Genomic DNA, 23536 nt, shown 5'->3' on the forward strand with positions numbered 1-23536 from the left:
CCGCGTTCGGTTGTGGCCATGGCCACACCCGCCCCGTGAGGGCGGTGTTACGCACTGCTCAACCGCGCTAGGTTGGAGCGGAGTGGGAGGCGGACGTACCTCCACCGGAGTGGAGGACTGACATGTCACGGAGCGGTTCGTGCACAGCACCGGCGAGACGATGACCGCGGGCAGTGCGGACTCCGTGCGCGCGCTGCTCAACGCCGTCCGGTTCGGGTTCCAACCGGTCGTCAACGTCCGCACGGGCGCCATCGTCGCGGCCGAGGTGCTGTCCCGGCCCGGCAGCGGCAACGTGAAGTCGCTGTTCCGCGCCGCGGCGCGGCAGCGCCGGCTCGCCGACCTCGACGTCGCGCTGATGACCTCGGCGCTGGGCGTGGCCGCCGAGCACGAGGCCCACGTGCCGCTGCACGTCAACGTCTTCGCCGGCACCCTCGTCGAGGCGACCGAGCAGGTGCTGGCGCTGCGCGACCACGTCCGGGCCACCGGGCGCCACGAGGCCGACATCACCCTGGAGATCGGACCGCCGTTCACCCGGCTGGACACCGAGCGGTTCCTGAGCGCGGCACGGCAGTTGCGCGAGGCGGGGTTCCGGATCGCGCTGGACGACCTGGGCAGCGGCGACGTGCCGCTGAAGGTGCTCACCGACCTCGCCCCGGACCTGATCAAAGTGGATTCCTCCGTCGTCGCCGGGGTTCCCGACGACCCGCACCGGACGGCGACGCTGGAGGCCCTGGCGCACCTGTGCCAGAGCGTCGAGGCGCGCCTGCACGCCGTCGGCGTGGACTCCGAGCGGCAGCTCACCGCGCTGCGGCACAACGGCGTGCGCCTGGTGCAGGGCAACCTGCTCGGGCCCGCCGCGCGCCGCCCCCCGACCGCGCGCACGGTCCCCGGTGTGGCCGCTGAGGTCACCGACCCGGGCTCGGCGCAGGTGCGCACGCTCGCCGCAGGTCCCCGCGTGTCCGAGTTCCTGATCCCGGCCGTCACGCTGTCGCACGAGGTGCTCGCCGACGAGGTGCGCGAAGTCTTCGCCCAGCAACCGGAGGCCAGCGGCGTCGTCCTCGTCGACGAGCACAACGTTCCGCAGTGGACGGTCGAGCGCAACCGCTTCCTGCTCGCCGTCACCGGCCCGTACGGGCACGCACTGCACGCCAAGCGGCCTGCCTCCCGGCTCGCCGACGAACCGCGGCTGGTCACCACGGCCACCACGGCGATGGAAGCGCTGAGCCTGGTCACCGAATCCAGCCAGAACCGCATGTACGACGACGCGGTCGTCGTCGACGAGGACGGCCGCTGCCTCGGCGTGGTCCAGGCCGGCGACCTGATCCGCGGCATGGCCGAGCTGAAGGTCGAGCAGGCCGCGACGCTGAACCCGCTGACGCGGCTCCCCGGCAGCGACGCGGTCGCCCGCGACGTGGCGCGCCGCATCGCCGCCGGCGAGGTGTTCACGGTCAGCTGGCTCGACGTGGACGGGTTCAAAGCCGTCAACGACGAGGTCGGCTTCTCCGCGGGGGACGAGCTGATCCGCACCCTCGGGCGGGCGCTGACGGACGCGGCCACCGCGTTCGACTCGGTGTCGGTGGGCCACGTCGGCGGGGACGACTTCCTGCTCGTCGCCGACGTCGACGACGTCGTGGCGCTGTCCGAGCGGGTGCTCGACCCGCCGCGCCGCATCGGGGAGGTGGAGGTGGGCCTGTCCCTGGCGACCGTGGTGTGCACGCCGTCGACGATGGCCTCCTACGAGCAGGCCTCCCAGCGACTGGCCCCGCTCAAGCACGAGGCGAAGTCGCTGTCCGGATCGAGCTGGGTGCTCTCCCGCCCCGGTTCGGAACGGGTCGACGTGCTGCGCGGCACGCCGAAGAGCGATTCGGGCGTGCCGCAGCAGAGCAGCAAGCGGAACGTGGACGAGAGCTTCGCCGGGGCGCTGCGGCGGACCGTCCGGGCCGCCGAGACCGGGGCGGACCCCGACGCGGCGCCGTGATCCCGGCGGACACGACCGCGGCCGGCGCGGAAGGGTCCGGCGCCGGCCGCGGTCACAGGTCTCTCAGCAGCTTTTTAGAAGTGCTTTGTCAAGTCGCTGCCGATCATCGCCGCGGGTGATTGCGATCTTCCTCGTTTCGACGCGCCAGCGCCGAAGGGCCGCACGCAAAACGACCTGACAATATCCGCCTAGATCGTGAAGCCGAGGGCGCGCAGCTGCTCCCGGCCCTCGTCGGTGATCTTCTCCGGGCCCCACGGCGGCATCCAGACCCAGTTGATCCGGAAGTCGCGGACCAGCCCGCCGTTCGGCCCGCCCAGCAGCACCGAACCGGCCTGCTCCTCGATGACGTCGGTCAGCGGGCACGCCGGCGAGGTCAACGTCATGTCCACCGTGGCCGTGTTGTCCTCCTCGACCGTGATGCCGTACACGAGACCGAGGTCGACCACGTTGATCCCCAGCTCGGGGTCGACGACGTCGCGCATCGCCTCTTCGCAGTCTTCGACCTTGGCGAGCTCGGCGGCCGGGGCCGGCGGTTCCGGCATTCCTTCGGCCCCGCGCTGCACGGAGTCCTCAGCGGTCCCCGCGGCGGTCGCCTCCGGGGCATCGGCCCTGTCCTGAACCTGGGTTTCGTCCGTCATGACGCTCCCACTCCTGTCCTGCGGCTGTCTTGCCCGCGGCGTCCAGTCTGCCCTAGGACGCCTCGACCTCGGCAACCCGCGATACGGCGTCCTTGAACGCCATCCACCCCAGCAGGGCGCACTTGACCCGTGCCGGGTACTTCGCCACGCCGGCGAAGGCGATGCCGTCCTGCAACACGTCCTCGTCCGGTTCGACCTGACCGCGGCCGTGCATCATCTCGTTGAACGACGACTCGGTCAGCATCGATTCCTTCACGGACCGGCCGACCACGAGATCGGTCATCACCGAGGTGGCCGCCTGGCTGATCGAACAGCCCTGGCCGTCGTAGGACACGTCTTCGACGATCGCGTCCGGGCCCGATCCGCTCAACCGCACCCGCAGCGTGACCTCGTCCCCGCAGACCGGATTGACCTGGAAGGACTCCGCGTCGTACGGCTCGCGCAGACCGCTGCAGTGCGGGTTGCGGTAGTGGTCCAGGATGATCTCCTGGTACATCTGCTCCAGTTGCATCGATCAACTCCCGCTACGCGACCCCGAAGAAGCGCCGCGCCTCGCGCACCGCGTCCGCCAGCGTCTCGACCTCGTCGAGCTCGTTGTACAGGTAGAACGAGGCGCGCACCGTGGCGGGCACGCCCATCCTCCGGTGCAGCGGCCAGGCGCAGTGGTGCCCGACCCGGGCCTCGACGCCCATGCTGTCGAGGACCTGCCCCGCGTCGTGCGGGTGCACCCCGTCAAGGACGAAGGACACGGCGCTGCCGCGGTGGTCGGTGGTCGTCGGACCGATGATCCGCACGCCCTCCACCTCGGACAGCGCGCCCAGCGCCGCCTCGGTCAGCTGCCGCTCGTGCGCGGCCACGCGCTGCATGCCCACCGCGGACAGGTAGTCCACGGCCGCCCCGAGACCGATGGCCTGGGAGGTCATGGGCACACCCGCCTCGAACCGCTGCGGCGGCTCGGCGAAGGTCGAGCGGTCGATGTGGACCATCTCGATCATCGAACCGCCGGTGATGAACGGCGGCATGTCCCGCAGCAGCTCCCGCCGCCCGTAGAGCACGCCGATGCCGCTCGGGCCGAGCATCTTGTGCCCGGAGAACACGGCGAAGTCCACGCCGAGCTCGGCGAGGTTCACCGGCGCGTGCGGCACGGACTGGCACACGTCGGCGATGACGAGCGCGCCGACCGCGTGCGCCTTGGCCACCACCTCGTCCAGGGGGTTGACCGTGCCGAGCACGTTCGACTGGTGCGCGACCGCGACGACCTTGGTCCGGTCGGTGATCACGCCGTCGATGTCGGACAGGTCGAGGCGCCCCTCGTCGGTGACGCCGAACCAGCGCAACGTGGCGCCGGTGCGCTGGCACACCTGCTGCCACGGGACGAGGTTCGCGTGGTGCTCCATCTCGCTGACGACGACCTCGTCGCCGGGGCCGAGGCGGAAGCGCTCGGCCTCCGCCCCGGCCGTGGCCGCGTTGCTCATGGCGTAGGCGACCAGGTTCACGCCCTCGGTGGCGTTCTTGGTGAACACCACCTCGTCGGTACCCGCTCCGACGAAGTCGGCGATCTTGCGCCGCGCCAGCTCGTAGGCATCCGTCGCCTCCTCGGCGAGCTGGTGCGCACCGCGGTGCACCGCCGCGTTGGAGCTCTCCAGGAAGGAGCGCTCCGCGTCGAGCACCTGGCGCGGACGCTGCGAGGTCGCTCCGGAGTCCAGGTACGCCAAGGGGCGCTCGTCGCGAACCGTGCGCCCCAGGATCGGGAAGTCCGCCCGGATCGCCGCGACGTCCAGCGACGCGGCCTCCGGGGGCGTGCTCGCACTCGTGGTACGAGGAGGCTGGATGCTCATGACTAGACCGCTGCCTCCTTGCTGCCGGTGAACTGCTGGTAGCCGTGCTCCTCGAGCCGCTCGGCCAGCTCCGCACCACCGGACGCGGCGACCTTGCCCTCGGCGAAGACGTGCACGTAGTCGGGCTTGATGTGCTTGAGGATGCGCGTGTAGTGGGTGATCAGCATGATCCCCTTGTCGCCCTTGCCGGCGAACCGGTTCACGCCCTCGGACACGACCCGCAGCGCGTCCACGTCGAGGCCGGAGTCGGTCTCGTCGAGCACGGCGAACTTCGGGTTCAGCAGGTCCAGTTGCAGGATCTCGTGGCGCTTCTTCTCACCGCCGGAGAAGCCCTCGTTCACGCTGCGCTCGGCGAACGAGGAGTCGATGTCCAACTTGCCCATCGAGTCCTTGACTTCCTTGACCCAGTGGCGCACCTGCGGGGCCTCGCCGCGGACGGCGGTGGCGGCGCTGCGCAGGAAGTTCGACATCGACACGCCCGGCACCTCGACCGGGTACTGCATGGCGAGGAACAGGCCGGCGCGAGCGCGCTCGTCCACGCTCATCTCCAGCACGTCCGCACCGTCCAGCAGTACCGAGCCGGAGGTGATCTGGTACTTGGGGTGCCCGGCCAGGGCGTAGGCCAGGGTCGACTTGCCGGAGCCGTTCGGCCCCATGATCGCGTGAATCTCGTCCGAGCTCATGGTCAGGTTCACGCCGTTGAGGATCGGCTTGTCGCCCTCTTCGGTGGCGACCGATCCGTGCAGGTCCTTGATCTCCAGGGTGGCCATGTTCTTGTTCGTTCTCCCGGTGTCTGCGAAAGCTGGTGTGCGAGCAGTCAGGCGCCGACCGCGTTGAGCTCGTTCTCGATGGAGGCCTCGAGCCGCTCGCGGACCTCCGGCACGGTGATCTTCTGCAGGATCTCGCCGAAGAACCCGCGCACCACGAGCCGCCGCGCCTGGTCCTCCGGAATGCCCCGGGAACGCAGGTAGAACAGCTGCTCGTCGTCGAACCGACCGGTGGCGCTGGCGTGCCCGGCACCGATGATCTCGCCGGTCTCGATCTCCAGGTTCGGCACCGAGTCGGCGCGGGCGCCTTCGGTGAGCACCAGGTTCCGGTTGAGCTCGTAGGTGTCGGTGCCCTCGGCCGCGGCGCGGATGAGCACGTCGCCGATCCACACCGTGTGCGCCGACTGGCCCTGCAGCGCGCCCTTGTACAGCACGTTGCTGCGGCAGTTCTGCTGCGAGTGGTCGGCGAGCATCCGGTGCTCCAGGTGCTGGCCCTCGTCGGCGAAGTACAGGCCGAGGAGTTCGGCGTCGCCGCCCTTGTCGGAGTAGTTCAGCGTGGTGTTCACGCGCACCAGGTCGCCACCGAGGGTGACGGCCAGGTGCTTGAACTGCGCGTCCCGCCGCAGGGTGGCGTGCTCCGAGCTGACCTGCGCGGCGTCGTCGGCCCAGTCGTGCACGGACACGACCGACAGCCGCGCGGAGTCCTCGACCACGAACTCGATGTTGTCCGCGATCGTGCCGCTGCCGCGGTAGTCGACCACCACGGTGGCGTCGGCGAACTGCTCGGCGCGCACCTGGACGTGGCCGTAGGTGGTCTCGCCTTCACCGGGGCCGTGCACCGTCACGGTGATCGGCCCCTCGGGACGGGTCTCCTTCGGCACCGTGACGATCGTGGCCTCGGTGAACGCGCTCCAGGCCTGGGCGGCGACCCGGTCGGCCGGGACGCCGCCGTCGCCGAGCCGGGAGTCCTCGCGACCCACGGTCTCGGCCTTGGCCTCGGGGCCGTCGACCTCCACCCGCAACGAGCCGGTGGCCACGGCGGAGCCGTCGTGCAGGCCGCGCAGCCGCTTCATCGGCGTGAAGCGCCAGTCCTCCTCGCGACCGCCGGGGACCTCGAAGGCCTCGACGTCGTAGGAGGTGAAGCGCTGGCCGCGGGAGATCTGCGGCACCTCACCGCCGTGGGAGTGCTCGCTCAGGCCGTGCTGAGCGGGCTCGGCACCCTCGTTCGCGGTGGACGAAGACCCGGTCGGGTCGAGCTTGGTGTCTGCCATCTCAGCCGACGGCCCCTTCCATCTGCAGCTCGATGAGTCGGTTCAGTTCCAGTGCGTACTCCATGGGCAGCTCGCGCGCGATGGGCTCGACGAAGCCGCGCACGATCATGGCCATCGCCTCGTCCTCGGTGAGACCGCGCTGCATCAGGTAGAACAGCTGGTCGTCGCTCACCTTGGACACGGTCGCCTCGTGGCCCATGTTCACGTCGTCCACCCGGATGTCCACGTACGGGTACGTGTCCGACCGGCTGACGGTGTCCACGAGGAGGGCGTCGCACTTGACGTTGGACGAGGAGTGGTTGGCGCGCTTGGCTACCTTGACCAGCCCCCGGTAGGAGGTGCGGCCACCGCCGCGGGCGATCGACTTGGACACGATCGACGAGGACGTGTGCGGAGCCATGTGCTCCATCTTCGCGCCCGCGTCCTGGTGCTGGTCCTGCCCCGCGAAGGCCACCGACAGCACCTCGCCCTTGGCGTGCTCGCCCATGAGGAACACCGAGGGGTACTTCATGGTGACCTTGGAGCCGAGGTTGCCGTCGACCCACTCCATGGTCGCGCCCTCTTCGGCCTTGGCCCGCTTGGTGACCAGGTTGTACACGTTGTTCGACCAGTTCTGGATGGTCGTGTACCGGCAGCGGGCGTTCTTCTTGACCACGATCTCCACGACCGCCGAGTGCAGCGAGTCGCTGGAGTAGATCGGAGCGGTGCAGCCCTCGACGTAGTGCACGTAGGCGCCCTCGTCGACGACGATCAGCGTCCGCTCGAACTGGCCCATGTTCTCCGTGTTGATCCGGAAGTAGGCCTGCAGCGGGATGTCGACGTGCACGCCCTTCGGCACGTAGATGAACGAGCCGCCGGACCACACCGCGCTGTTGAGCGCGGAGAACTTGTTGTCGCCGGCCGGGATGACCGAGCCGAAGTACTCCTTGAAGATCTCCGGGTGCTTCTGCAGCGCCGTGTCGGTGTCCAGGAACTCGACGCCCTGGGCCTCCAGGTCCTCGCGGATCTGGTGGTAGACGACCTCGGACTCGTACTGCGCGGCGACGCCGGCGACGAGGCGCTGCTTCTCCGCCTCGGGGATGCCGAGCTTGTCGTAGGTCTTCTTGATGTCCTCGGGCAGGTCGTCCCAGGTCTGGGCCTGCTCCTCGGTGGACCGGACGAAGTACTTGATCTTCTCGAAGTCGATCTCCGAGAGGTCAGCGCCCCAGGTGGGCAGCGGCTTGCGGTCGAACAGGCGCAGGGCCTTCAACCGGGCCTCCAGCATCCACTCGGGCTCGTCCTTCTTCTCCGAGATCTCCCGGACGACCTCCTCGTCGACGCCCCGTCGCGCGTTGGCGCCCGCGACGTCCGGGTCGGCCCAGCCGTACTCGTAGTTGCCCAGCGTCTCCAGAGTTTCCTCTTGGCTGAGCTGGCCGGATGTGGTGGGTCGCTGCTCCGCAGCGGCAGTCATGTGGACTCCCCTCCGTGTGGACTCGGGGCAGGTTCCCGCGTCTCCGATACCGGATCCGCGGAAGTCTCAGGTGAAGTGGAACGGTGCCCGCCGCTCCGCTTCGCGTACCGGCTGTGCGGCACGTGGGTCGTGCACACCGCGTCGCCGTTGGCGATCGTGGCCAGCCGTTGCACGTGGGTGCCGAGGACTTCGGCGAAAGCCTCCGTCTCGACTTCGCACAGCTGCGGGAAGTCCGCAGCCACGTGCGCCACCGGGCAGTGGTGTTGGCAGATCTGCTCACCGCTACCGACGTCCCGCGTCGTCGCAGCGTATCCCTCCTCGGACAAAGCGCGAGCGAGGACCTCCGCCCGTTCGGCCTGGGTCCGCGCGGCCTCGAGGGCCGCCCGGTGCTCGGCCATGAGGCCGGCCATCCGCCGTTCGGCGAACTGGCGCACGCCCTGCTCACCTTCCTGCTCGGCGATGAACCGCAGCGCGGCCACCGCCAGATCGTCGTACGCGTGCCCGAACCGGGCACGGCCCACTTCGGTCAACAGGAACAGACGAGCCGGCCTCCCCCTGCCGCGGCGGCTGCGCGGGGAAGCCTCCCGCGAGTACGCCTCCCCCTCCGCCACGAGGGCGTCGAGGTGCCTGCGCACTGCGGTGGGACTCACTCCGAGCTCCGCGGCCACCTCGGCGGCCGTGATCGGCCCCCGCTGCAACAGCAGCCGCGCGACCTCGTTGCGCGTCCGTCCTTCGCTGTGGGACACGCCGGGGCCGGCCGGATCGGTTTCCGGTCCGGCCACGACCCCCCCTTCTCGGGGCGGGGCTTCCCGGGACGAGGCACCGCGGAACGGGGCTCCCCGGGATGGGACTCCGGTGTTTTCCACAACAGTGATGTTATCTAATTTGTCGAACCTCGTCAGGATGCGGCCCCGCCCCGCATCCGGGCCGATGTGGTGATCCGGGTCACCCAGTACGCTTCGTCGGCGTGGCGTCAGGTGAAACGTCCGGTGAGCCGACGCTCGACCGGAACCCCGAACAGCGGGCGGACCGCGCGGAACGCGAGCGCGAGCCGGAGGAGCTGAGCGCGCGGGAGCAGCGGCGCTGCGACGTCGTCCGGCGGTTCGGCACGGCCGGGTCGATGGTCCTCGCCGCCGGCGCCATCGGCGCGGGCGCCAACCCGGTGCACAACCCCATCACCGGAGTGCGGGTGCTCGGCCTGTTCCCGCGCATCCCCACCGTGTCCATGGCCTGCGCGTGGCTCGGCGTGTTCATGCTCGTCGCCGCCTGGCTCTGGCTCGGCACGCTGGCCCGACCGGGCCGCGGCCGCATCATGTCCATGGCCCGCACAGGGCGCACGCTGGTCATGTGGGCGCTGCCGCTGGCCGTGGCACCGCCCCTGTTCAGCACGGACATGTACTCCTACCTGGCCCAGAGCGAAGTGGCCGCACGCGGGTTCGACCCCTACGTCCTCGGCTCCGACACCGCGCTGGGCATCGAGCACCCGTTCACCGCCAACGTCCCCAACATCTGGCGCGACACGCCCTCGCCCTACGGGCCGCTGTTCCTCATGCTCGGCCAGCTGATCTCGCGGGTGATCGGCGACAACGTCGTGCTCGGCGTGCTCGTGTGGCGCCTGGTCATGCTGCTGGGCCTGGCCGCGGCCATCTGGGCCGTCCCCCACCTGGCGCGCCGCTGCGGGGTGCACCCCGTGCCGGCGATGTGGCTCGGCGCGCTCAACCCGCTCGTGCTGCTGCACGTCGTCAGCGGCATGCACAACGACATCCTCATGGTCGGCATCGCGCTCGCCGCCTTCGAACTGGGGCTGCGCTGGAACAACTGGCCCGGAACCATCGCCGTCGGCGTGCTGCTCACCCTCGGCGGCGCGATCAAGCTGCCCGGTTTCGTCGCCCTCGGGTTCTTCGGCATGGCCCTGGTGGTGCGCCGCAGGGGCGGCTTCGGCGAGCTGCTGCGCGTGGGCGCGGTGCTGCTGGCCGTGTTCCTCGCCACCATGACCCTGATCACCCTCGCCAGCGGCTGGGGGCTCGGCTGGCTCGAGACCCTCGACGTGCCCAACCGGGTGAAGAGCTTCCTCGCACCGCTGACCGCCTTCGGCATGACCGGCGCCGGAGCGGGCATGCTGCTCGGGCTCGGCAACCACACCGAGGCGATGCTGGAGATCACCAAGTACTTCGGCTACACCATCGCCGGCGTGGTGTGCCTGGTCATGCTGTGGCTGACCTTCCGCCGCCGCACCACCCCGCTCGTCGGTCTCGGGGTGACGTGGCTGGTGCTCGCGCTGAGCGCGCCGGTGCTGTGGCCGTGGTACCTGCTGTGGGCGGTCGTCCCGCTGGCCCTGGCCACCAACGACCGCCGGTTCCGCATCACCGCCGTGGCCATCTGCGCGGCCGTGTCGCTGTTCATCCCGCCCACCGGCGCCGGTTTCGTCCTGCGCGCCTACCAGGTGCCGCTGGCCGTGGTCGCCGCCCTGCTCGTGTTCGGCGCGCTGACGTGGTTCCTGCGCCACCGGCTGCCCTGGCCCGCTCCCCTCCGCGGCCGCTTCGGCCTGCCCGAGTAGCCCCCGCGCCGCGGGGGCGGGCCGGGCCCCGCCCGGCACCCGTGGCGGCGAGATTCACGGCACGGCCTAGGCTGGGTTCCTGTGAGCCTAGGCCGGGACACCGTGAACTGGGGCCCCGTGGACAGCGCCGGCGGTCCGGCCGTCCACCTCCGCGGGATGACCAAGCGCTTCGGCGGCACGCAGGCCGTCGCCGAGCTCGACCTCGACATGGCGCGCGGCAGCGTGCTCGCGCTGCTCGGCCCCAACGGGGCGGGCAAGACCACGACCGTGGAGATCTGCGAGGGGTTCCAGCGCGCCGACAGCGGCGAAGTGCGCGTCCTCGGGCTCGACCCGGCCGCCGAGGCCGCCCGGCTGCGCCCGCGCATCGGCGTGATGCCGCAGGGCGGCGGCGCCTACCCCGGCGTGCGGGTCGAGGAGATGCTCGACCTCGTCGCCTCCTGCGCGGCGAACCCGCTCGACACCGGGTGGCTGCTCGACGTCCTCGGGCTCTCCGGTGCCCGGCGCACCCCCTTCAAGCGGCTCTCCGGCGGTCAGCAGCAGCGCCTGTCGCTGGCCTGCGCCGTCGTCGGGCGGCCCGAGCTGGTGTTCCTCGACGAACCCACCGCCGGCATGGACCCGCAGGCGCGGCACCTGGTCTGGGACCTCGTGTCCGCCCTGCGCCGCGACGGCGTCGGCGTCCTGCTCACCACCCACCTCATGGACGAGGCCGAGGAGCTGGCCGACCGGGTCGTCATCGTCGACCACGGCCGCGGCGTCGCCGGCGGCACCGTCACCGAGCTCACCGAGCCGCCGGACGGGCGCCAGCAGCTGCGGTTCCGCTCCCAGCCGGGGCTCAACCTCGAGCTGCTGCTGGCCGCCCTGCCCGAGGACTGCTCGGCGCGGGAGCTGCGCCCGGGAGACTACGTGGTGCACGGCGACGTCGACCCGCAGATGCTGTCGACCGTGACCTCCTGGTGCGCCCAGCACGGGGTCCTGGCCCAGGAGCTGCGGGTGAGCAGGCGCAGCCTGGAAGACGTGTTCCTGGAGCTGACCGGACGGGAGCTGCGATCGTGAGTGCGGAGCCCGAAACCAACCTGCGCGGCGACACCGCGGTGACCGCCGCCGGCCCCTCCGGCGGTGGCGCTTCCGGCGGTGGCGCTTCCGGCGGTGGCGCGGCCGGCGGCCGCGGTTCGGCGTTCCCCGCGGGCACGTTCCTGCCCGCCCCCGGCCGCGGCAGCGCCGCGCGGATGCTCGCGCGGCAGACCCGCGTCGAGACGCTGCTCATCCTGCGGCACGGCGAGCAGGTGCTGCTGACGCTGATCATCCCGCTGGTGATGCTCGTCGGGCTGAGCCTGCTGCACCTGGGCGAGCTGCCCGAACCGCGGGTGGACTCGGTGACCCCGCGCATCCTCGCGCTGGCGGTCATGTCCACCGCCTTCACCGGTCAGGCGATCGCGCTCGGCTTCGACCGCCGCTACGGGGTGCTCAAACGCCTGGCGGCCACCGCGCTGCCGCGCTGGGCGCTCGTCGCCGGGCGCGTGCTGGCCACCCTGCTCGTCGTCGCGATCCAGGCGGTGGTGCTCGGCGCCGTCGCCGCCCTGCTCGGCTGGTCCCCCCACCTGCCGGGCGTCCTGCCGGCGATCGGCGTGCTGGTGCTCGGCACGCTGTCCTTCGGCGGGCTCGGCGTGCTCGTCGGTGGCGCGCTGCGCGCCGAGATCGTGCTGGCCCTGGCGAACGCGATCTGGCTGGCGCTGGTCTTCGCCGGCGGCCTGGCCCTGCCCGCCGACCAGCTGCCCGCCCACCTCGGCACCGCCGTCGGCTACCTGCCGTCCGGGGCACTGGCCGAAGGGCTCGACGCGACCCTGCTGCACGGCACCGCCCCCGGCTGGGGCCCGGTGCTCGTGCTGCTCGCCTGGGGCGTCGCCGCCGGCGGTCTCGCCGGCCGCGCCACGCGGCTGACCTGACGCGGTCCGGGCCGCCCGCCCCGGGACTCCGCGAGTCCGCGAACGAGCGGGCACGGACCCGGGACACGCTCAGCTCCGCGTTCTAGAGTGCCCCCATGACCAAGATCGCCCGGCGAGCAGCCTCCGCGCTGCAAGCGCCGCACTCGATGATCTACTTCGCCCCGGAGGCCGAGGAGGCCTTCGCCGAACTGGGCCTGGGCCGCGGGCGCATGGCCTACTACGCCGGCCGCGCGGCCGCCATGGGGCCGGTCGGCCCCGGGGTCGTGGCGGCGACCTTCTACAACTTCAACCCGGACTCCGTCGCCCGGTCCATCCCGCACGCCTGGTCGATCGCCTCCCCCGAGACCATCATCGCGACCCGCTACCGGGCCGCCGAGACCGCGCTGACCCGCATGGCGGGCGCCGAAGCGCTCGCAGAGCCCTGGGTCGCCGAAGCGGCCGACCTGGCCGAGCGCGCAGCGCGGGCCTGCCCGGTCGCGGGCAAGCCGCTGTTCGCCGGGCACGCCGACGTGGCCTGGCCCGAGCGGCCGGCGATGCGGCTGTGGCACGCGATCACCCTGCTGCGGGAGTTCCGCGGCGACGCGCACATCGCAGCGCTGCAGCAGGCCGGCCTCGACGGGCTGTCCGCGCTGGTGCTGCACTGCTGCACCGGCAAGGGCTTCAAGCCCTCCGCGGCGAAGTCGCTGCGCGAGTGGTCGGACCAGCAGTGGGACGCGGCGCTGGACGGGCTGCGCGAGCGCGGCCTCGTCGACGCCGACGGCGAGATCACCGACGCGGGCGCGCAGCTGCGCGAGGAGGTCGAAGCGCACACCGACGCGATGTCGATGCCGCCGTGGGAGGCGATCGGCACCGCCGGGGCCGAGACGCTGTTCGACCACGCCGAGCGCCTGTCGCACCTGGTGCTCGAGGCCGGCGGCATTCCGCGGGAGCTGTTCGGCCGCGACTGACGCCCGTGGCGCGCGGCGGCGGAGGAGCTCCGGATCACGCCGGGGCGGCCCTGCGGCGGGGCGGGAGGGGCGCGGTGCTTACCATCGGTTCCGTGCCCACGGTGCCTGCGCGAATCTCGAACTCCGCTCCCGCCGCCGCGCGTGCGCTGTCGCTGCTGGTGGTGATCAGCCAGACGCTGATCTCGATCACCGGCGCGACCGTGCGCGTCACCGAGTCCGGGCTCGGCTGCCCCACCTGGCCGCAGTGCTTCCCGGGCAGCCTCGTGCCCCAGCCGCACCCCGAGGTGGCCGCGCTGCACCAGGCCATCGAGTTCGGCAACCGCATGCTGGCACCGGCCGTGGGCATCATCGCGCTGCTGTGCTGCATCGCCGCGTGGCTGGTGCGCCCGAAGCGGCGCCGCCTGCGCGCCTACGCGCTGGTCATGCCGCTCGGCGTGGTCGTGCAAGCGGTGATCGGCGGCATGACCGTGTGGGTCGACCTGCTGTGGTGGAGCGTGTCGATCCACTTCATGCTCTCGGCCGTGCTGATCTACGTGGCCACCCAGCTGTTCAAGGCCGCCCGCGAGGGCGACGGGCCGCCGACCTGGCTGGTGCCCGCCCGCTCCCGCCGGCTGCTCGTGGCGCTGGTCGTGGTCACCTTCGGACTGGCCTTCGCGGGCACGCTCGTCACCGCCGCCGGGCCGCACGCCGGGGACGTGGCCACGCCGCGGCTGGACCTGCCGGTGCCGCGGCTGGCCGAAACGCACGCCATCCTGGCGATGGCCTACGTGCTCATCCTCGCCGTGTTCGGCGTGTGGCTGCGCGGCACGCGCCCCACCAAGGGCCTGCTCCGCGTCTACGGCGGCGCCGCCGTCGTCGTGCTGGCCCAGGGAGCGCTCGGCTCCGTGCAGTACTACCTCGGCGTGCCCGAACTGCTCGTCGTGCTGCACGTGCTCGGGGCGACGCTGGTGATCATCAGCACCGGCCTGCTGTGGAGCGAGGCGCGCCACCGCGGAGCGGTGCCCGCCCCCGCACCGGGGAGCACCGCCGCCGCGGCCGCGGCGGTCAGCCGCGGCTGACCGCGCCTGCCGCCCCGGTTCCGGTCAGCGCCCGCGCTGCTCGCGCTCCCAGCGCCGCCACAGCTCCGGCAGCTCCGCGGACAGCCAGCGGTAGAACTCGTGCACCGTGCGCAGGCGGCGGGCCCGTTCGCTCTGCCCGCTGAACATGCGCAGCCCCTGCTCGGTGAGCTCCTCGATCTCGGTGACGCGGCGCATGCGCAGCCGGACCAGCTCGGGCCAGTGGTCCTCCTCCACCCGGTAGAGCGCGGCCTCCCTGCCGTGGCGGGTGGTCTTGGACACCACGCCGAGCCGCATGAGCAGCCGGACGTTCGTGCTGACCGAACCGGTGCTGGCGCTGAGCGCGTGCGAGAGCTCCGCGGCCGTGCGCTCCGGCGGGTCGCAGATGAGCAGGAAGGCCAGGATCCGGCCCGCGATGAGCGGCATCCCCTCGGTGGCCTCGAAATGCGCCGCCATCTGCTCGACCCACTCGGACATGGCGGGACGATCGGTGCGCTGGACGTACTCGGCCACGGCGCCTCCCCGAGATCGAGTTCAGTAACTACTGAAAACGTAATGCACGTGGAGCGCGTGGCCAAATCCGATCGGCGGCGCGCCACCGACCGGGGCGGTCCCGCGGGAGCGGAAGCAGCCGCAGCCCGGCAGCGGCGGAGGAACGACCCGGCGACGGAACCGCGGCGGGCGCGGCTGCGGGTCAGGAGCGGCGGCGGAGCGCTCCGCTCGCCGCCTCAGCCCACCAGGGCGGCGCGCACCGCAGAGGCGAAGCGGTCCAGCGCGGCGGCGGTATCGGTCTGCGCGAAGCCCAGCGCGGGCTCGGTCACCTCGAGCTCGAGCAGCAGCGGCTCGCCCGCGGCATCGCGCACCAGGTCCACCCGGGCGTAGAGCAGCTCGGCCCTGCCGAGCCCGAGCACCCGGCAGGCCGCGTCGAGCGCGTCCTCGGCCACGCGCCGCAGGTCCTCCCCCGGCAGAGCCGGGCGCAGCTTCTCCCGGGCGAACAACCCCGCGGGGTCCAGCTCGGCGGACTCCCCGGCGGGCAGCATCGGAGCCTTGCGGAAGGCGTGCGAGTACACCCCCCGGACGAAGACCAGCGCGGTCTCCCCCTCCCGGTCCACGGCCGGTTGGTAGGGCTGCACCACCGCGCGGGTCCCCTCCCCGCGCAGCGCGGCGAGGTGCGCGGCGGCCGCGTCCCGCTCGTCCGGCCGGAACCGGCGCGCTCCGCGCGAACCCGCGCCCACGGCCGGTTTGACGACGAACTCGGTCCCCGGCCACTCCGGGGTGTCCTGCGGCCCGAGGATCAGGGTCGGGATCACCGGCACGCCCCGCCCGGCCAGGTCGAGCAGGTAGGCCTTGTCGGTGTTCCACCGCGCCACGGGCGCCGGGTTGGCCAACCGCGGAACCGACTCGCACCACTTGAGGAACTCCTCGCGGCGGTGCGCGTAGTCCCAGGTCGCGCGCAGCACGACCAGATCGGCCGCGGCGAAGTCGGTCTCGACGTCGTCCCAGGGCGCCCACTCGGCGCGCACGCCGAGCGCTCCCAGCGCAGCGACCAGGCCCGACTCGTCCCCGTCGGATGCGGGCAGGCCGGTGCAGCTGGCGAGCAGCACGTGCGGCGCGGTCACCGGCGCACCCCGCCCATGCGGTAGCGGTGCTCCGGACCGATGCGCAGCGCGCTCGTGGTCTCCGCGTCCCAGTCGTGCTCGGTCAGCCCGTCCACGGCGGCCACCAGGGCCTTGCCCGTGGGAGCGTCCGCGACGACGACGTCGCCGAAGGCGCCGTCCTGCCCGATCAGCACCACGCGGGCGCCCGCACGGCCCATGTTCTCCACGACGGCGCGCGCCGAGCCCCCGTGCGCGCGGACGAACTCGTTCGCCGCGGACACTTCCTGCGCGGACGGTTCCACCTGCTGTTCCTGCGTCTCAGCCACACCGTGATCGTAGCCGCGGCCCCCGCCCGATGGGGAGCCCGGGAGTGGCACACGCCTCGCGCGGGCGGGTCGGGCGCGCGGGGCCGAGATCGCGCGCCGACGACCGAGCGCACTACGGTGGAGGCGGTCCGATCACCACGTGGAAGGTGGGTGCATGCGCGCAATACGGGTACGGGAGCACGGGGGTCCGGAGGCGCTGGAGCTGACCGACGTCGCACCGTCCGAACCGGGACCGCGCGAGCTGCTGGTCGAGGTCTCCTTCGCAGGGGTGAACTTCATCGACACCTACCAGCGCAGCGGGCTCTACCCGATGACGCTGCCGTTCACCCCCGGAGTGGAGGGCGCGGGCCGCGTCGTGCAGGTCGGTGCCGAGGTGACCGGGTTCGCCCCGGGCGACAGCGTCGCGTGGGCCATGACCCCGGGCGCGTACGCCGAGCGGACCGCCGTCCCGGTGGACAAGGCGGTGCGCCTGCCCGCGGGAGTGGACGAGCGCACCGCCGCTGCCTCGCTGCTGCAGGGCATGACCGCGCACTTCCTGGTCACCAGCACCTACCCGGTCTCCACCGGGGAGACCGCGCTGGTGCACGCCGCCGCGGGCGGCATGGGGCTGCTGCTCACGCAGCTGGTCAAGGCCGCCGGCGGCAACGTCATCGGCACCGTCTCCACCGAGGAGAAGGAGCGCACCGCGCGGGAGAACGGGGCCGACGAGGTCATCCGCTACACCGAGGAGGACGTGGCCGCCGAGGTCTCCTCGCTCACCGACGGCCGCGGCGTGGACGTGGTCTACGACGGCGTCGGCAAGGACACCTTCGACGCGAGCCTGGCCAGCCTGCGCCCGCGCGGCGTGCTCGCGCTGTTCGGCGCGGCCAGCGGACCGGTGCCGCCGGTCGACCCGCAGCGGCTCAACTCCGGTGGCTCGCTGTTCCTCACGCGGCCGAGCCTCGCCCACCACATCCTCACCCGCGCCGAGCTGGACTGGCGCGCAGGTGACCTGTGGAGCTGGCTCGAGGAGGGCAGGGTGCGCCCGCGGATCGGGCACGGCTACCCGCTCGCCGAGGCCGCCCAGGCGCACCGCGACCTGGAGGGGCGGCGCACCAGCGGCCAGCTGCTGATCCGGCCGAACGAGTAGGGGCTCCGCGGATCAGCTGCTGGGGTGGGTGGCCCGGGGGAGCTGGGAGGAACCTCCGTTCCCCGGCTGCCCCGCCACCCGCCCCGGCAGCGGACACCGGGAGCCACCGCCGCGCGACCGCTCACCCGCCCGCGGCGCCTCCCCCGGTGCCCCGCGGGCGCGAGGGCTGCGCGCGGGAGCGTTCCCACCGCACCCCGAGCACGGCGCTGACCAGCAGCACCACCCCGGCGATGAGCACGACGACCGGGCCGCCCAGCGCCCCCTCGGTGAGGTCCCACACCGCCTCGGGCACGGCGATCGTCAACCCCACCACACCACCGGCGAGCAGGACCTGGTCGCGGCGGGCGAAGAACCCGGCGAAGCACAGCGCGGCCAGCACCAGCGTCGCGCCGTACCCCCAGGGCTGCGCGACTCCCTGCAGCCACTGCGCGCCGAACAGGGCGATGACCAGCCCGGCGCTCAGCGGCAGCGCGCGCTGCGGCAGCGCCCCGACCAGCGCGAGCACCGCCCAGGCGAGCCCGAGCAGCAGCAGCGCCGTGCCCAGCGCACCGCTGCCGCCGCCGTACTCGTCGACGAGGGTGCCGGTCAGCAGGGCGCTGAACAGGCACGTCAGCAGCGCGCCCGGCGCGGCGGGCACGACCAGGTACCCGAGCAGCACCGCGAGGAAGCCGGTGATCGACCAGTCGAGGTTGCCCGTGTGCCCGGAGGGCGCGACGCCGACCGCGCCGGCCAGGGCGACTCCGGCGAAGGCCAGCAGCAGCGAGACGACGCGCTGCCGCGCCCCGGTCAACCGCAGCAGGGCGCGCGGACCGCCGGCGAGGGCGAGCGCGGCGACCAGCAGCACCGCGGTGACCGCGCCGAGCACGGAGACCTGACCGGCGCGGCTCAGCTCGCCCCAGGTCAGTGCGAGCACGGACACGGCAGCGCCCAGCACGAGGGTCCCGCCCACGTAGGCCAGGACCTCGAAGAGCACGCTCCGCCGGGAACGCCCCCACCGCAGCGCGCCGTCGCCACCGCCCCCCTCCTGCGAGCCTTCCCCGGAACCGGGCGGCGGCTCCGGGTCCTCCAGCGCGGCGAGCACCGCCTCGACCTGGCCGCGGCGGAGCACTCCCCGCTCGACCAGGCGGTGGACCGCGGCGCGCTGCTGCTCGGTGATCCGGGGTGCCATCACGACCACCTCATGCCGTTCACCCTAGGTCATGACCGGCGCGGTGGGGATCTCCCCGCGGATCGGACACCTGCCCGGCGGGACCGCACCGGGGCCGGGTTCGGCCGGGACCGCGCGGGCTACGCGGGCCAGCCGAGCACGGCCAGGCCCAGCGCGGAGTCCGCGGACAGCGCCACCGAGACGAGCATGAGGTAGGTGTTGGACATGTGGAACAGCCGCATCGGCCTGGTCCTCGCACCGCGCTTGGTCCGCGCGTGCAGCCGGTGGGCCATGCCGACGAACCACGCCCCGGCGAGCGCGGCGCACACCGCGTACAGCCAGCCGGCCACCGGCACGAGCAGCAGCGACCACACGACCATGAGCCAGCTGAACACGAGGATGCGGCGGGAGACCTCGGCGGCCTCGGCGAGGACCGGCAGCATCGGCACCCCGGCCCGGACGTAGTCCTCCCGGTACTTCATCGCCAGCGCCCAGGTGTGCGGCGGCGTCCAGAAGAACACGATGCCGAACATGACCAGCGCGGGCCACTCGACCCGACCGGTGACCGCCGCCCAGCCGATGACGGCGGGCATGCAGCCGGCTGCGCCGCCCCAGACGATGTTCTGCGTGGTGCGCCGCTTGAGCAGCAGGGTGTAGACGAAGACGTAGAACAGGATCGTGGCCACGGCCAGCGCGCCGGCCAGCAGGTTCGTGGTCGCCCACAGCCAGGCGAAGGAGCCGGCGCCGAGCGCGAGGCCGAAGACGAGGGCGTGCCGGTTGGACACGGTGTGCCGCACGAGCGGACGCGCCCGGGTCCGCTTCATCACCTGGTCGATGTCCGCGTCGGCGACGCAGTTGAGCGCGTTCGCGCTGCCCGCGGCCATGCCGCCGCCGAGCAGCGTCGCCAACACCAACCAGGGGTCGGGGATGCCGCGCTCGGCCAGCAGCATCGCCGGGATCGTGGTGACCAGCAGCAGCTCGATCACGTACGGCTTGATCAACCCGGCGTAGGCCCTGAGCAGCTCGGCGGGGCGCCGGGCGTGCCGGACGGGGGTTTCGAGCGTGCTGGTCACGACGCGCTCACCAACGGCTGGCTCCTTGCTCCTCGGCTACCGGCGCTTCCGCACGTGTTTCGCACGAAAGCTCCGGCCTCCCCGAATAGTAGGCGCGCTACACGCCCGTCCGTGCCCGGGGGATGGCCCGGGCGATCAACCCGGCGCCCACGCGCTGTGACCGCACGGGCGTACGCTGGGCGGCGGTCCCGCGCACACGGGGGACCGCCGCGCGGCCACGACCCCGATCCCGGCGATCCGAGTGCGGCCCGCCGGGTGTCGAGCCCGGTCGGGCCGACCGCAAGCGCCTCTGGAACGATCCCGGCGAACGGTCTGCTACGCGCGCGTGTGTCCGCACCGCCGTGCGCGGACGACGTCAATGCCGACTGGTGGCGCGTGCCGGCACCGGCACGATTAAGCTGCCCGTCGGACGAGGGACAACCGCGGTGGGTACAGGTACGCCCACCGCGCCGAGGGAACTACTGGAGCTGCGTCCGTGTCCGTCACCGATGATCTTGAACGCCTGACCACGAAGCGACTTCCCGAGGATTGGACCGAGCTGGACCAGCGCGCCGTCGACACGGTGCGGGTGCTGGCCGCCGAGGCCGTGGAGAACCGCGGCAACGGCCACCCGGGAACCGCGATGAGCCTGGCTCCCGCCGCCTACGCGCTGTTCCAGCGCGTCATGCGGCACGATCCCAGCGATCCCGACTGGATCGGGCGCGACCGCTTCGTGCTGTCCGCCGGGCACTCGAGCCTCACGCTGTACTTGCAGCTGTTCCTGTCCGGTTACGGGCTGGAACTGGACGACATCAAGGCCCTGCGCGCCTGGGGGTCGAAGACCCCGGGGCATCCGGAGTACGGCCACACCGCCGGCGTGGAGACCACGACCGGCCCGCTCGGCCAGGGACTGGCCACCGCGGTGGGCATGGCCATGGCCGCGCGCCGCGAGCGGGGTCTGTTCGACCCGGAGGCGGCGACCGGCGAGAGCGTGTTCGACCACCAGGTGTACGTGCTCGCCTCGGACGGCGACATCGAGGAGGGCATCACCTCCGAGGCCTCCTCGCTGGCCGGTACGCAGCAGCTCGGCAACCTCGCGGTGATCTACGACGCCAACGAGATCTCGATCGAGCACAACACCGACATCGCCCTGAGCGAGGACACCGCCAAGCGCTACGAGGCCTACGGCTGGCACGTGGTGACGGTGCACGGCGGTGAGGACGTGCAGGGCCTGCTCGAGGCGCTCGAGGCGGCCAAGGCCGAGACCGACCGGCCGAGCCTGATCGTGCTGCGCACCGTCATCGGCTACCCCGCGCCGAACAAGATCAACACCGGTGACGCGCACGGCGCCGCGCTCGGCGCCGAGGAGGTCGCCGAGGTCAAGAAGGCGCTGGGCTTCGACCCGGAGCAGTCCTTCCAGGTCTCCGAGGAGGTGCTGGCCCACGCCCGCCGGGTCGCCGAGCGCGGCGAGGCCGCCCACGCCGCGTGGCAGCAGCGGTTCGACGCCTGGGCCGCGGCCAACCCGGAGCGCCACGCGCTGCTCGAGCGGCTGCGCGAGCGCGAGCTGCCCGCCGGCTGGCAGGAGAAGCTGCCGACCTTCGAGCCGGACGCCAAGGGCGTGGCCACCCGGAAGGCCTCCGGTGAGGTGCTCTCGGCGCTGGCCGACGTGCTGCCGGAGCTGTGGGGCGGTTCGGCCGACCTCGCCGGCAGCAACAACACGACGATGAAGGGCGTGGACTCCTTCGGACCCGAGTCCATCTCCACGCCGCAGTTCACCGCCCGCCCCTACGGCCGCACGCTGCACTTCGGCATCCGCGAGCACGCGATGGGCGCGGTGCTCAACGGCATCGCCCTGCACGGCGGAACCCGCCCCTACGGCGGCACGTTCCTGGTGTTCAGCGACTACATGCGCCCCGCGGTGCGGCTCGCCGCGCTGATGCGCGCGCCCGTGGTCTACGTCTGGACGCACGACTCCATCGGCCTCGGCGAGGACGGCCCGACGCACCAGCCGATCGAGCACCTCGCCTCGCTGCGCGGGATCCCGGGGTTGTCGGTCGTCCGCCCGGCCGACGCCAACGAGACCGTCGCCGCGTGGCGGACCGTGCTGGAGAACCCGACCGGCCCGGCCGGTCTGGCGCTGACCCGGCAGGGCGTGCCGACGCTGGAGGGCACCGACTCCGCGGGCGTGGCCCGCGGCGGCTACGTGTTGGCCGACGCCGGCGACGGGAACCCCGAGGTGGTGATCGTTGCCACCGGTTCCGAGGTGCACCTCGCGGTCGAGGCGCGGAAGAATCTCGAGGCCGAGGGCGTTTCCACCCGTGTGGTGTCCATGCCGTGCGTGGAGTGGTTCGACGCGCAGGACGCCGCGTACCGCGAGAAGGTGCTGCCGTCCGCGGTCCGCGCGCGCGTCTCCGTCGAGGCCGGCATCGCCCAGCCGTGGGAGCGGTTCGTGGGCGACGCCGGCGAGGCGGTCTCCCTCGAGCACTTCGGCGCTTCGGCGGACTACAAGACGCTGTACGCCGAGTTCGGCATCACCAGCGACGCCGTCGTCGACGCCGCCCGGCGCAGCCTGAGCAACGCACGCAACGCGTGAGCGGAGGAACACAGTGACGAGCAACGCGAACCTCACGGCGCTGAGCGAAGCCGGGGTGTCGATCTGGCTGGACGACCTGTCCCGCCAGCGCATCGACTCCGGCAACCTCGCCGAGCTGATCAGCGACTACGCGGTCGTGGGTGTCACCAGCAACCCCACGATCTTCGCCAAGGCGATGTCGAACGCGGCCGACTACGACGACAAGATCCGCGAGCTGGCCGCCCGCGGTGCCGGCGTGGACGACGCGGTGCGTGAGCTGACCACCGCCGACGTCCGGGACGCGGCCGACGTGTTCCGGCAGACCCACGAGGCCACCGGCGGCGTGGACGGCAAGGTCTCGCTCGAGGTGGACCCGCGCCTGGCCCACGACACCGAGCGCACCGTCTCCGAGGCCCTGGACCTGTGGAAGGCCGTCGACCGGCCGAACCTCATGGTCAAGATCCCCGCGACGGAGGCAGGCCTGCCGGCGATCACCCGCACGCTGGCCGAGGGCGTGAGCGTCAACGTGACGCTGATCTTCTCGGTCGAGCGCTACAAGGCGGTCATGGACGCGTTCATGGCCGGTCTGGAGCGGGCCGAGGCCAACGGGCACGACCTGAGCACGATCTTCTCGGTGGCGTCGTTCTTCGTCTCCCGCGTGGACACCGAGGTCGACAAGCGCCTGGCCCAGGTCGACGGCGGCGACGACCTCGCGGGGCGGGCGGCCATCGCCAACGCGCAGCTGGCCTACGCCGCCTACCAGGAGCGCTTCTCCACCGAGCGGTGGCAGGCGCTGGCCTCCGCGGGTGCGCACGAGCAGCGTCCGCTGTGGGCCTCCACCGGCGTGAAGGATCCGGCGATGTCCGACACCCGCTACGTCGACGGGCTGGTCGCGCCGAACACGGTCAACACCATGCCGGAGGACACCCTCCACGCCACCGCCGACCACGCCGACGTGCGCGGTGACACCGTCACCGGCACCGCCGAGCGCGCCCAGCAGGTCTTCGACCGCCTCAGCGAGCTGGGCATCGACCTCGACGACGTGTACGCGGTGCTGGAGCGCGAGGGCGTCGAGAAGTTCGAGAAGTCCTGGAACGAACTGCTCGACACCGTGGCCGACCAGCTGCGGCGAGCCGGCTGAGCCGCTCGCCTCGTCCCCGAGGACCTGTTCCGCAACGCCGCGCACCCGCTCGCGACGGGGAGTCAGGGACAGGCTCCGATCCCGGGCCGGCGCGGCGCGTGCTGCCTGCCGCGCCGGCCCGGATGGG

21 protein-coding genes are annotated in these 23536 nt (G+C 72.5%); 9 read left to right on the forward strand and 12 right to left on the reverse strand.

All coding sequences use genetic code 11. The features are described 5' to 3' along the window. Positions 1–139 precede the first annotated feature (139 nt). Positions 140–1978 carry a GGDEF domain-containing protein gene (locus tag ACYVJE_RS15950; protein ID WP_461145087.1) on the forward strand — a complete coding sequence of 613 codons (1839 nt, stop codon included), beginning with the start codon at positions 140–142 and terminating at the stop codon, positions 1976–1978. Between the two features lie 188 nt (positions 1979–2166). Here ACYVJE_RS15950 and ACYVJE_RS15955 read toward each other — a convergent pair whose 3' ends face one another. The 7 genes from ACYVJE_RS15955 to ACYVJE_RS15985 form a co-directional block, all read right to left on the reverse strand. Next, positions 2167–2520: a metal-sulfur cluster assembly factor gene (locus ACYVJE_RS15955; protein ID WP_461145132.1), complete on the reverse strand. Its 354-nt coding sequence runs from the start codon at positions 2518–2520 to the stop codon at positions 2167–2169. 148 nt (positions 2521–2668) lie between these two features. Beyond that, entirely contained in the window at positions 2669–3127 is a 459-nt protein-coding gene (gene sufU, locus ACYVJE_RS15960) for a Fe-S cluster assembly sulfur transfer protein SufU (RefSeq protein ID WP_461145088.1), read from the reverse strand. A gap of 13 nt (positions 3128–3140) precedes the next feature. Next, entirely contained in the window at positions 3141–4454 is a 1314-nt protein-coding gene (locus ACYVJE_RS15965) for a cysteine desulfurase (protein ID WP_459156456.1), read from the reverse strand. Between the two features lie 2 nt (positions 4455–4456). Then, entirely contained in the window at positions 4457–5224 is a 768-nt protein-coding gene (sufC, locus tag ACYVJE_RS15970; protein ID WP_461145089.1) for a Fe-S cluster assembly ATPase SufC, read from the reverse strand. A gap of 47 nt (positions 5225–5271) precedes the next feature. Further along, a complete protein-coding gene (gene sufD, locus ACYVJE_RS15975) occupies positions 5272–6492 on the reverse strand; it encodes a Fe-S cluster assembly protein SufD (RefSeq protein WP_461145090.1) in 1221 nt (406 codons plus the stop codon). Between the two features lies 1 nt (position 6493). Further along, complete coding sequence (sufB, locus tag ACYVJE_RS15980) at positions 6494–7942, reverse strand: Fe-S cluster assembly protein SufB (protein ID WP_461145091.1); 1449 nt, start codon at positions 7940–7942, stop codon at positions 6494–6496. Next, positions 7939–8724 carry a helix-turn-helix transcriptional regulator gene (locus tag ACYVJE_RS15985; RefSeq protein WP_459156460.1) on the reverse strand — a complete coding sequence of 262 codons (786 nt, stop codon included), beginning with the start codon at positions 8722–8724 and terminating at the stop codon, positions 7939–7941. The genes sufB and ACYVJE_RS15985 overlap by 4 nt, the downstream gene beginning before the upstream one ends. A gap of 185 nt (positions 8725–8909) precedes the next feature. Between ACYVJE_RS15985 and mptB the strand changes: the two genes are divergently transcribed. From mptB to ACYVJE_RS16010, 5 genes are all read left to right on the forward strand, one after another. Then, positions 8910–10499: a polyprenol phosphomannose-dependent alpha 1,6 mannosyltransferase MptB gene (mptB, locus tag ACYVJE_RS15990; RefSeq protein ID WP_461145092.1), complete on the forward strand. Its 1590-nt coding sequence runs from the start codon at positions 8910–8912 to the stop codon at positions 10497–10499. Between the two features lie 156 nt (positions 10500–10655). Then, positions 10656–11552, forward strand: a complete 897-nt coding sequence (locus ACYVJE_RS15995) for an ABC transporter ATP-binding protein (protein WP_459160028.1) — start codon at positions 10656–10658, stop codon at positions 11550–11552. A gap of 173 nt (positions 11553–11725) precedes the next feature. Further along, positions 11726–12442 (forward strand): ABC transporter permease, encoded by a 717-nt coding sequence (locus ACYVJE_RS16000; protein WP_459160029.1) that lies wholly within the window; start codon positions 11726–11728, stop codon positions 12440–12442. A 95-nt stretch (positions 12443–12537) separates the two neighbouring features. Beyond that, a complete protein-coding gene (locus ACYVJE_RS16005; protein ID WP_461145093.1) occupies positions 12538–13389 on the forward strand; it encodes an SCO6745 family protein in 852 nt (283 codons plus the stop codon). 92 nt (positions 13390–13481) lie between these two features. Further along, positions 13482–14447 carry a COX15/CtaA family protein gene (locus tag ACYVJE_RS16010; RefSeq protein WP_461145094.1) on the forward strand — a complete coding sequence of 322 codons (966 nt, stop codon included), beginning with the start codon at positions 13482–13484 and terminating at the stop codon, positions 14445–14447. Between the two features lie 24 nt (positions 14448–14471). Here ACYVJE_RS16010 and ACYVJE_RS16015 read toward each other — a convergent pair whose 3' ends face one another. From ACYVJE_RS16015 to ACYVJE_RS16025, 3 genes are all read right to left on the reverse strand, one after another. Beyond that, positions 14472–14957 (reverse strand): GbsR/MarR family transcriptional regulator, encoded by a 486-nt coding sequence (locus ACYVJE_RS16015; protein WP_459156464.1) that lies wholly within the window; start codon positions 14955–14957, stop codon positions 14472–14474. Positions 14958–15172: 215 nt separating this feature from the next. After that, a complete protein-coding gene (locus ACYVJE_RS16020) occupies positions 15173–16063 on the reverse strand; it encodes an ATP-grasp domain-containing protein (protein ID WP_461145095.1) in 891 nt (296 codons plus the stop codon). Continuing rightward, positions 16060–16368, reverse strand: coding sequence for a hypothetical protein (locus tag ACYVJE_RS16025; protein WP_459156466.1), 309 nt, complete (start codon positions 16366–16368; stop codon positions 16060–16062). Before ACYVJE_RS16025 ends, ACYVJE_RS16020 begins: the two co-directional genes overlap by 4 nt. A gap of 154 nt (positions 16369–16522) precedes the next feature. Here ACYVJE_RS16025 and ACYVJE_RS16030 point away from each other — a divergent pair, with 154 nt between their 5' ends. Then, entirely contained in the window at positions 16523–17497 is a 975-nt protein-coding gene (locus ACYVJE_RS16030) for a quinone oxidoreductase family protein (RefSeq protein WP_461145096.1), read from the forward strand. A 121-nt stretch (positions 17498–17618) separates the two neighbouring features. Here the strand turns inward: ACYVJE_RS16030 and ACYVJE_RS16035 are convergent, their stop codons facing one another. Together ACYVJE_RS16035 and ACYVJE_RS16040 are read right to left on the reverse strand one after the other, a co-directional pair. Further along, complete coding sequence (locus ACYVJE_RS16035; RefSeq protein ID WP_461145097.1) at positions 17619–18665, reverse strand: DUF2157 domain-containing protein; 1047 nt, start codon at positions 18663–18665, stop codon at positions 17619–17621. A gap of 119 nt (positions 18666–18784) precedes the next feature. Continuing rightward, positions 18785–19717: a heme o synthase gene (locus tag ACYVJE_RS16040; RefSeq protein WP_461145098.1), complete on the reverse strand. Its 933-nt coding sequence runs from the start codon at positions 19715–19717 to the stop codon at positions 18785–18787. Between the two features lie 475 nt (positions 19718–20192). On the opposite strand from ACYVJE_RS16040, the gene tkt reads away from it, so the two are divergent. Further along, complete coding sequence (gene tkt / locus ACYVJE_RS16045; RefSeq protein ID WP_461145099.1) at positions 20193–22289, forward strand: transketolase; 2097 nt, start codon at positions 20193–20195, stop codon at positions 22287–22289. A 13-nt stretch (positions 22290–22302) separates the two neighbouring features. Continuing rightward, positions 22303–23409, forward strand: coding sequence for a transaldolase (gene tal, locus ACYVJE_RS16050; RefSeq protein WP_459156471.1), 1107 nt, complete (start codon positions 22303–22305; stop codon positions 23407–23409). The last annotated feature ends 127 nt before the right edge of the window (positions 23410–23536 follow it).

It is taken from the genome of Salinifilum aidingensis, from assembly GCF_054782015.1.

What these genes read in the sequence shown, in the direction of transcription:
- ACYVJE_RS15955 (WP_461145132.1), bottom strand. Translation starts at nt 2,520, where the DNA reads ATGCCGGAACCGCCGGCCCCGGCCGCCGAGCTCGCCAAGGTCGAAGAC.
- sufU (WP_461145088.1), bottom strand. Translation starts at nt 3,127, where the DNA reads ATGCAACTGGAGCAGATGTACCAGGAGATCATCCTGGACCACTACCGC.
- ACYVJE_RS15965 (WP_459156456.1), bottom strand. Translation starts at nt 4,454, where the DNA reads ATGAGCATCCAGCCTCCTCGTACCACGAGTGCGAGCACGCCCCCGGAG.
- sufC (WP_461145089.1), bottom strand. Translation starts at nt 5,224, where the DNA reads ATGGCCACCCTGGAGATCAAGGACCTGCACGGATCGGTCGCCACCGAA.
- sufD (WP_461145090.1), bottom strand. Translation starts at nt 6,492, where the DNA reads ATGGCAGACACCAAGCTCGACCCGACCGGGTCTTCGTCCACCGCGAAC.
- sufB (WP_461145091.1), bottom strand. Translation starts at nt 7,942, where the DNA reads ATGACTGCCGCTGCGGAGCAGCGACCCACCACATCCGGCCAGCTCAGC.
- ACYVJE_RS15995 (WP_459160028.1), top strand. Translation starts at nt 10,656, where the DNA reads ATGACCAAGCGCTTCGGCGGCACGCAGGCCGTCGCCGAGCTCGACCTC.
- ACYVJE_RS16000 (WP_459160029.1), top strand. Translation starts at nt 11,726, where the DNA reads ATGCTCGCGCGGCAGACCCGCGTCGAGACGCTGCTCATCCTGCGGCAC.
- ACYVJE_RS16005 (WP_461145093.1), top strand. Translation starts at nt 12,538, where the DNA reads ATGACCAAGATCGCCCGGCGAGCAGCCTCCGCGCTGCAAGCGCCGCAC.
- ACYVJE_RS16030 (WP_461145096.1), top strand. Translation starts at nt 16,523, where the DNA reads ATGCGCGCAATACGGGTACGGGAGCACGGGGGTCCGGAGGCGCTGGAG.
- ACYVJE_RS16035 (WP_461145097.1), bottom strand. Translation starts at nt 18,665, where the DNA reads ATGGCACCCCGGATCACCGAGCAGCAGCGCGCCGCGGTCCACCGCCTG.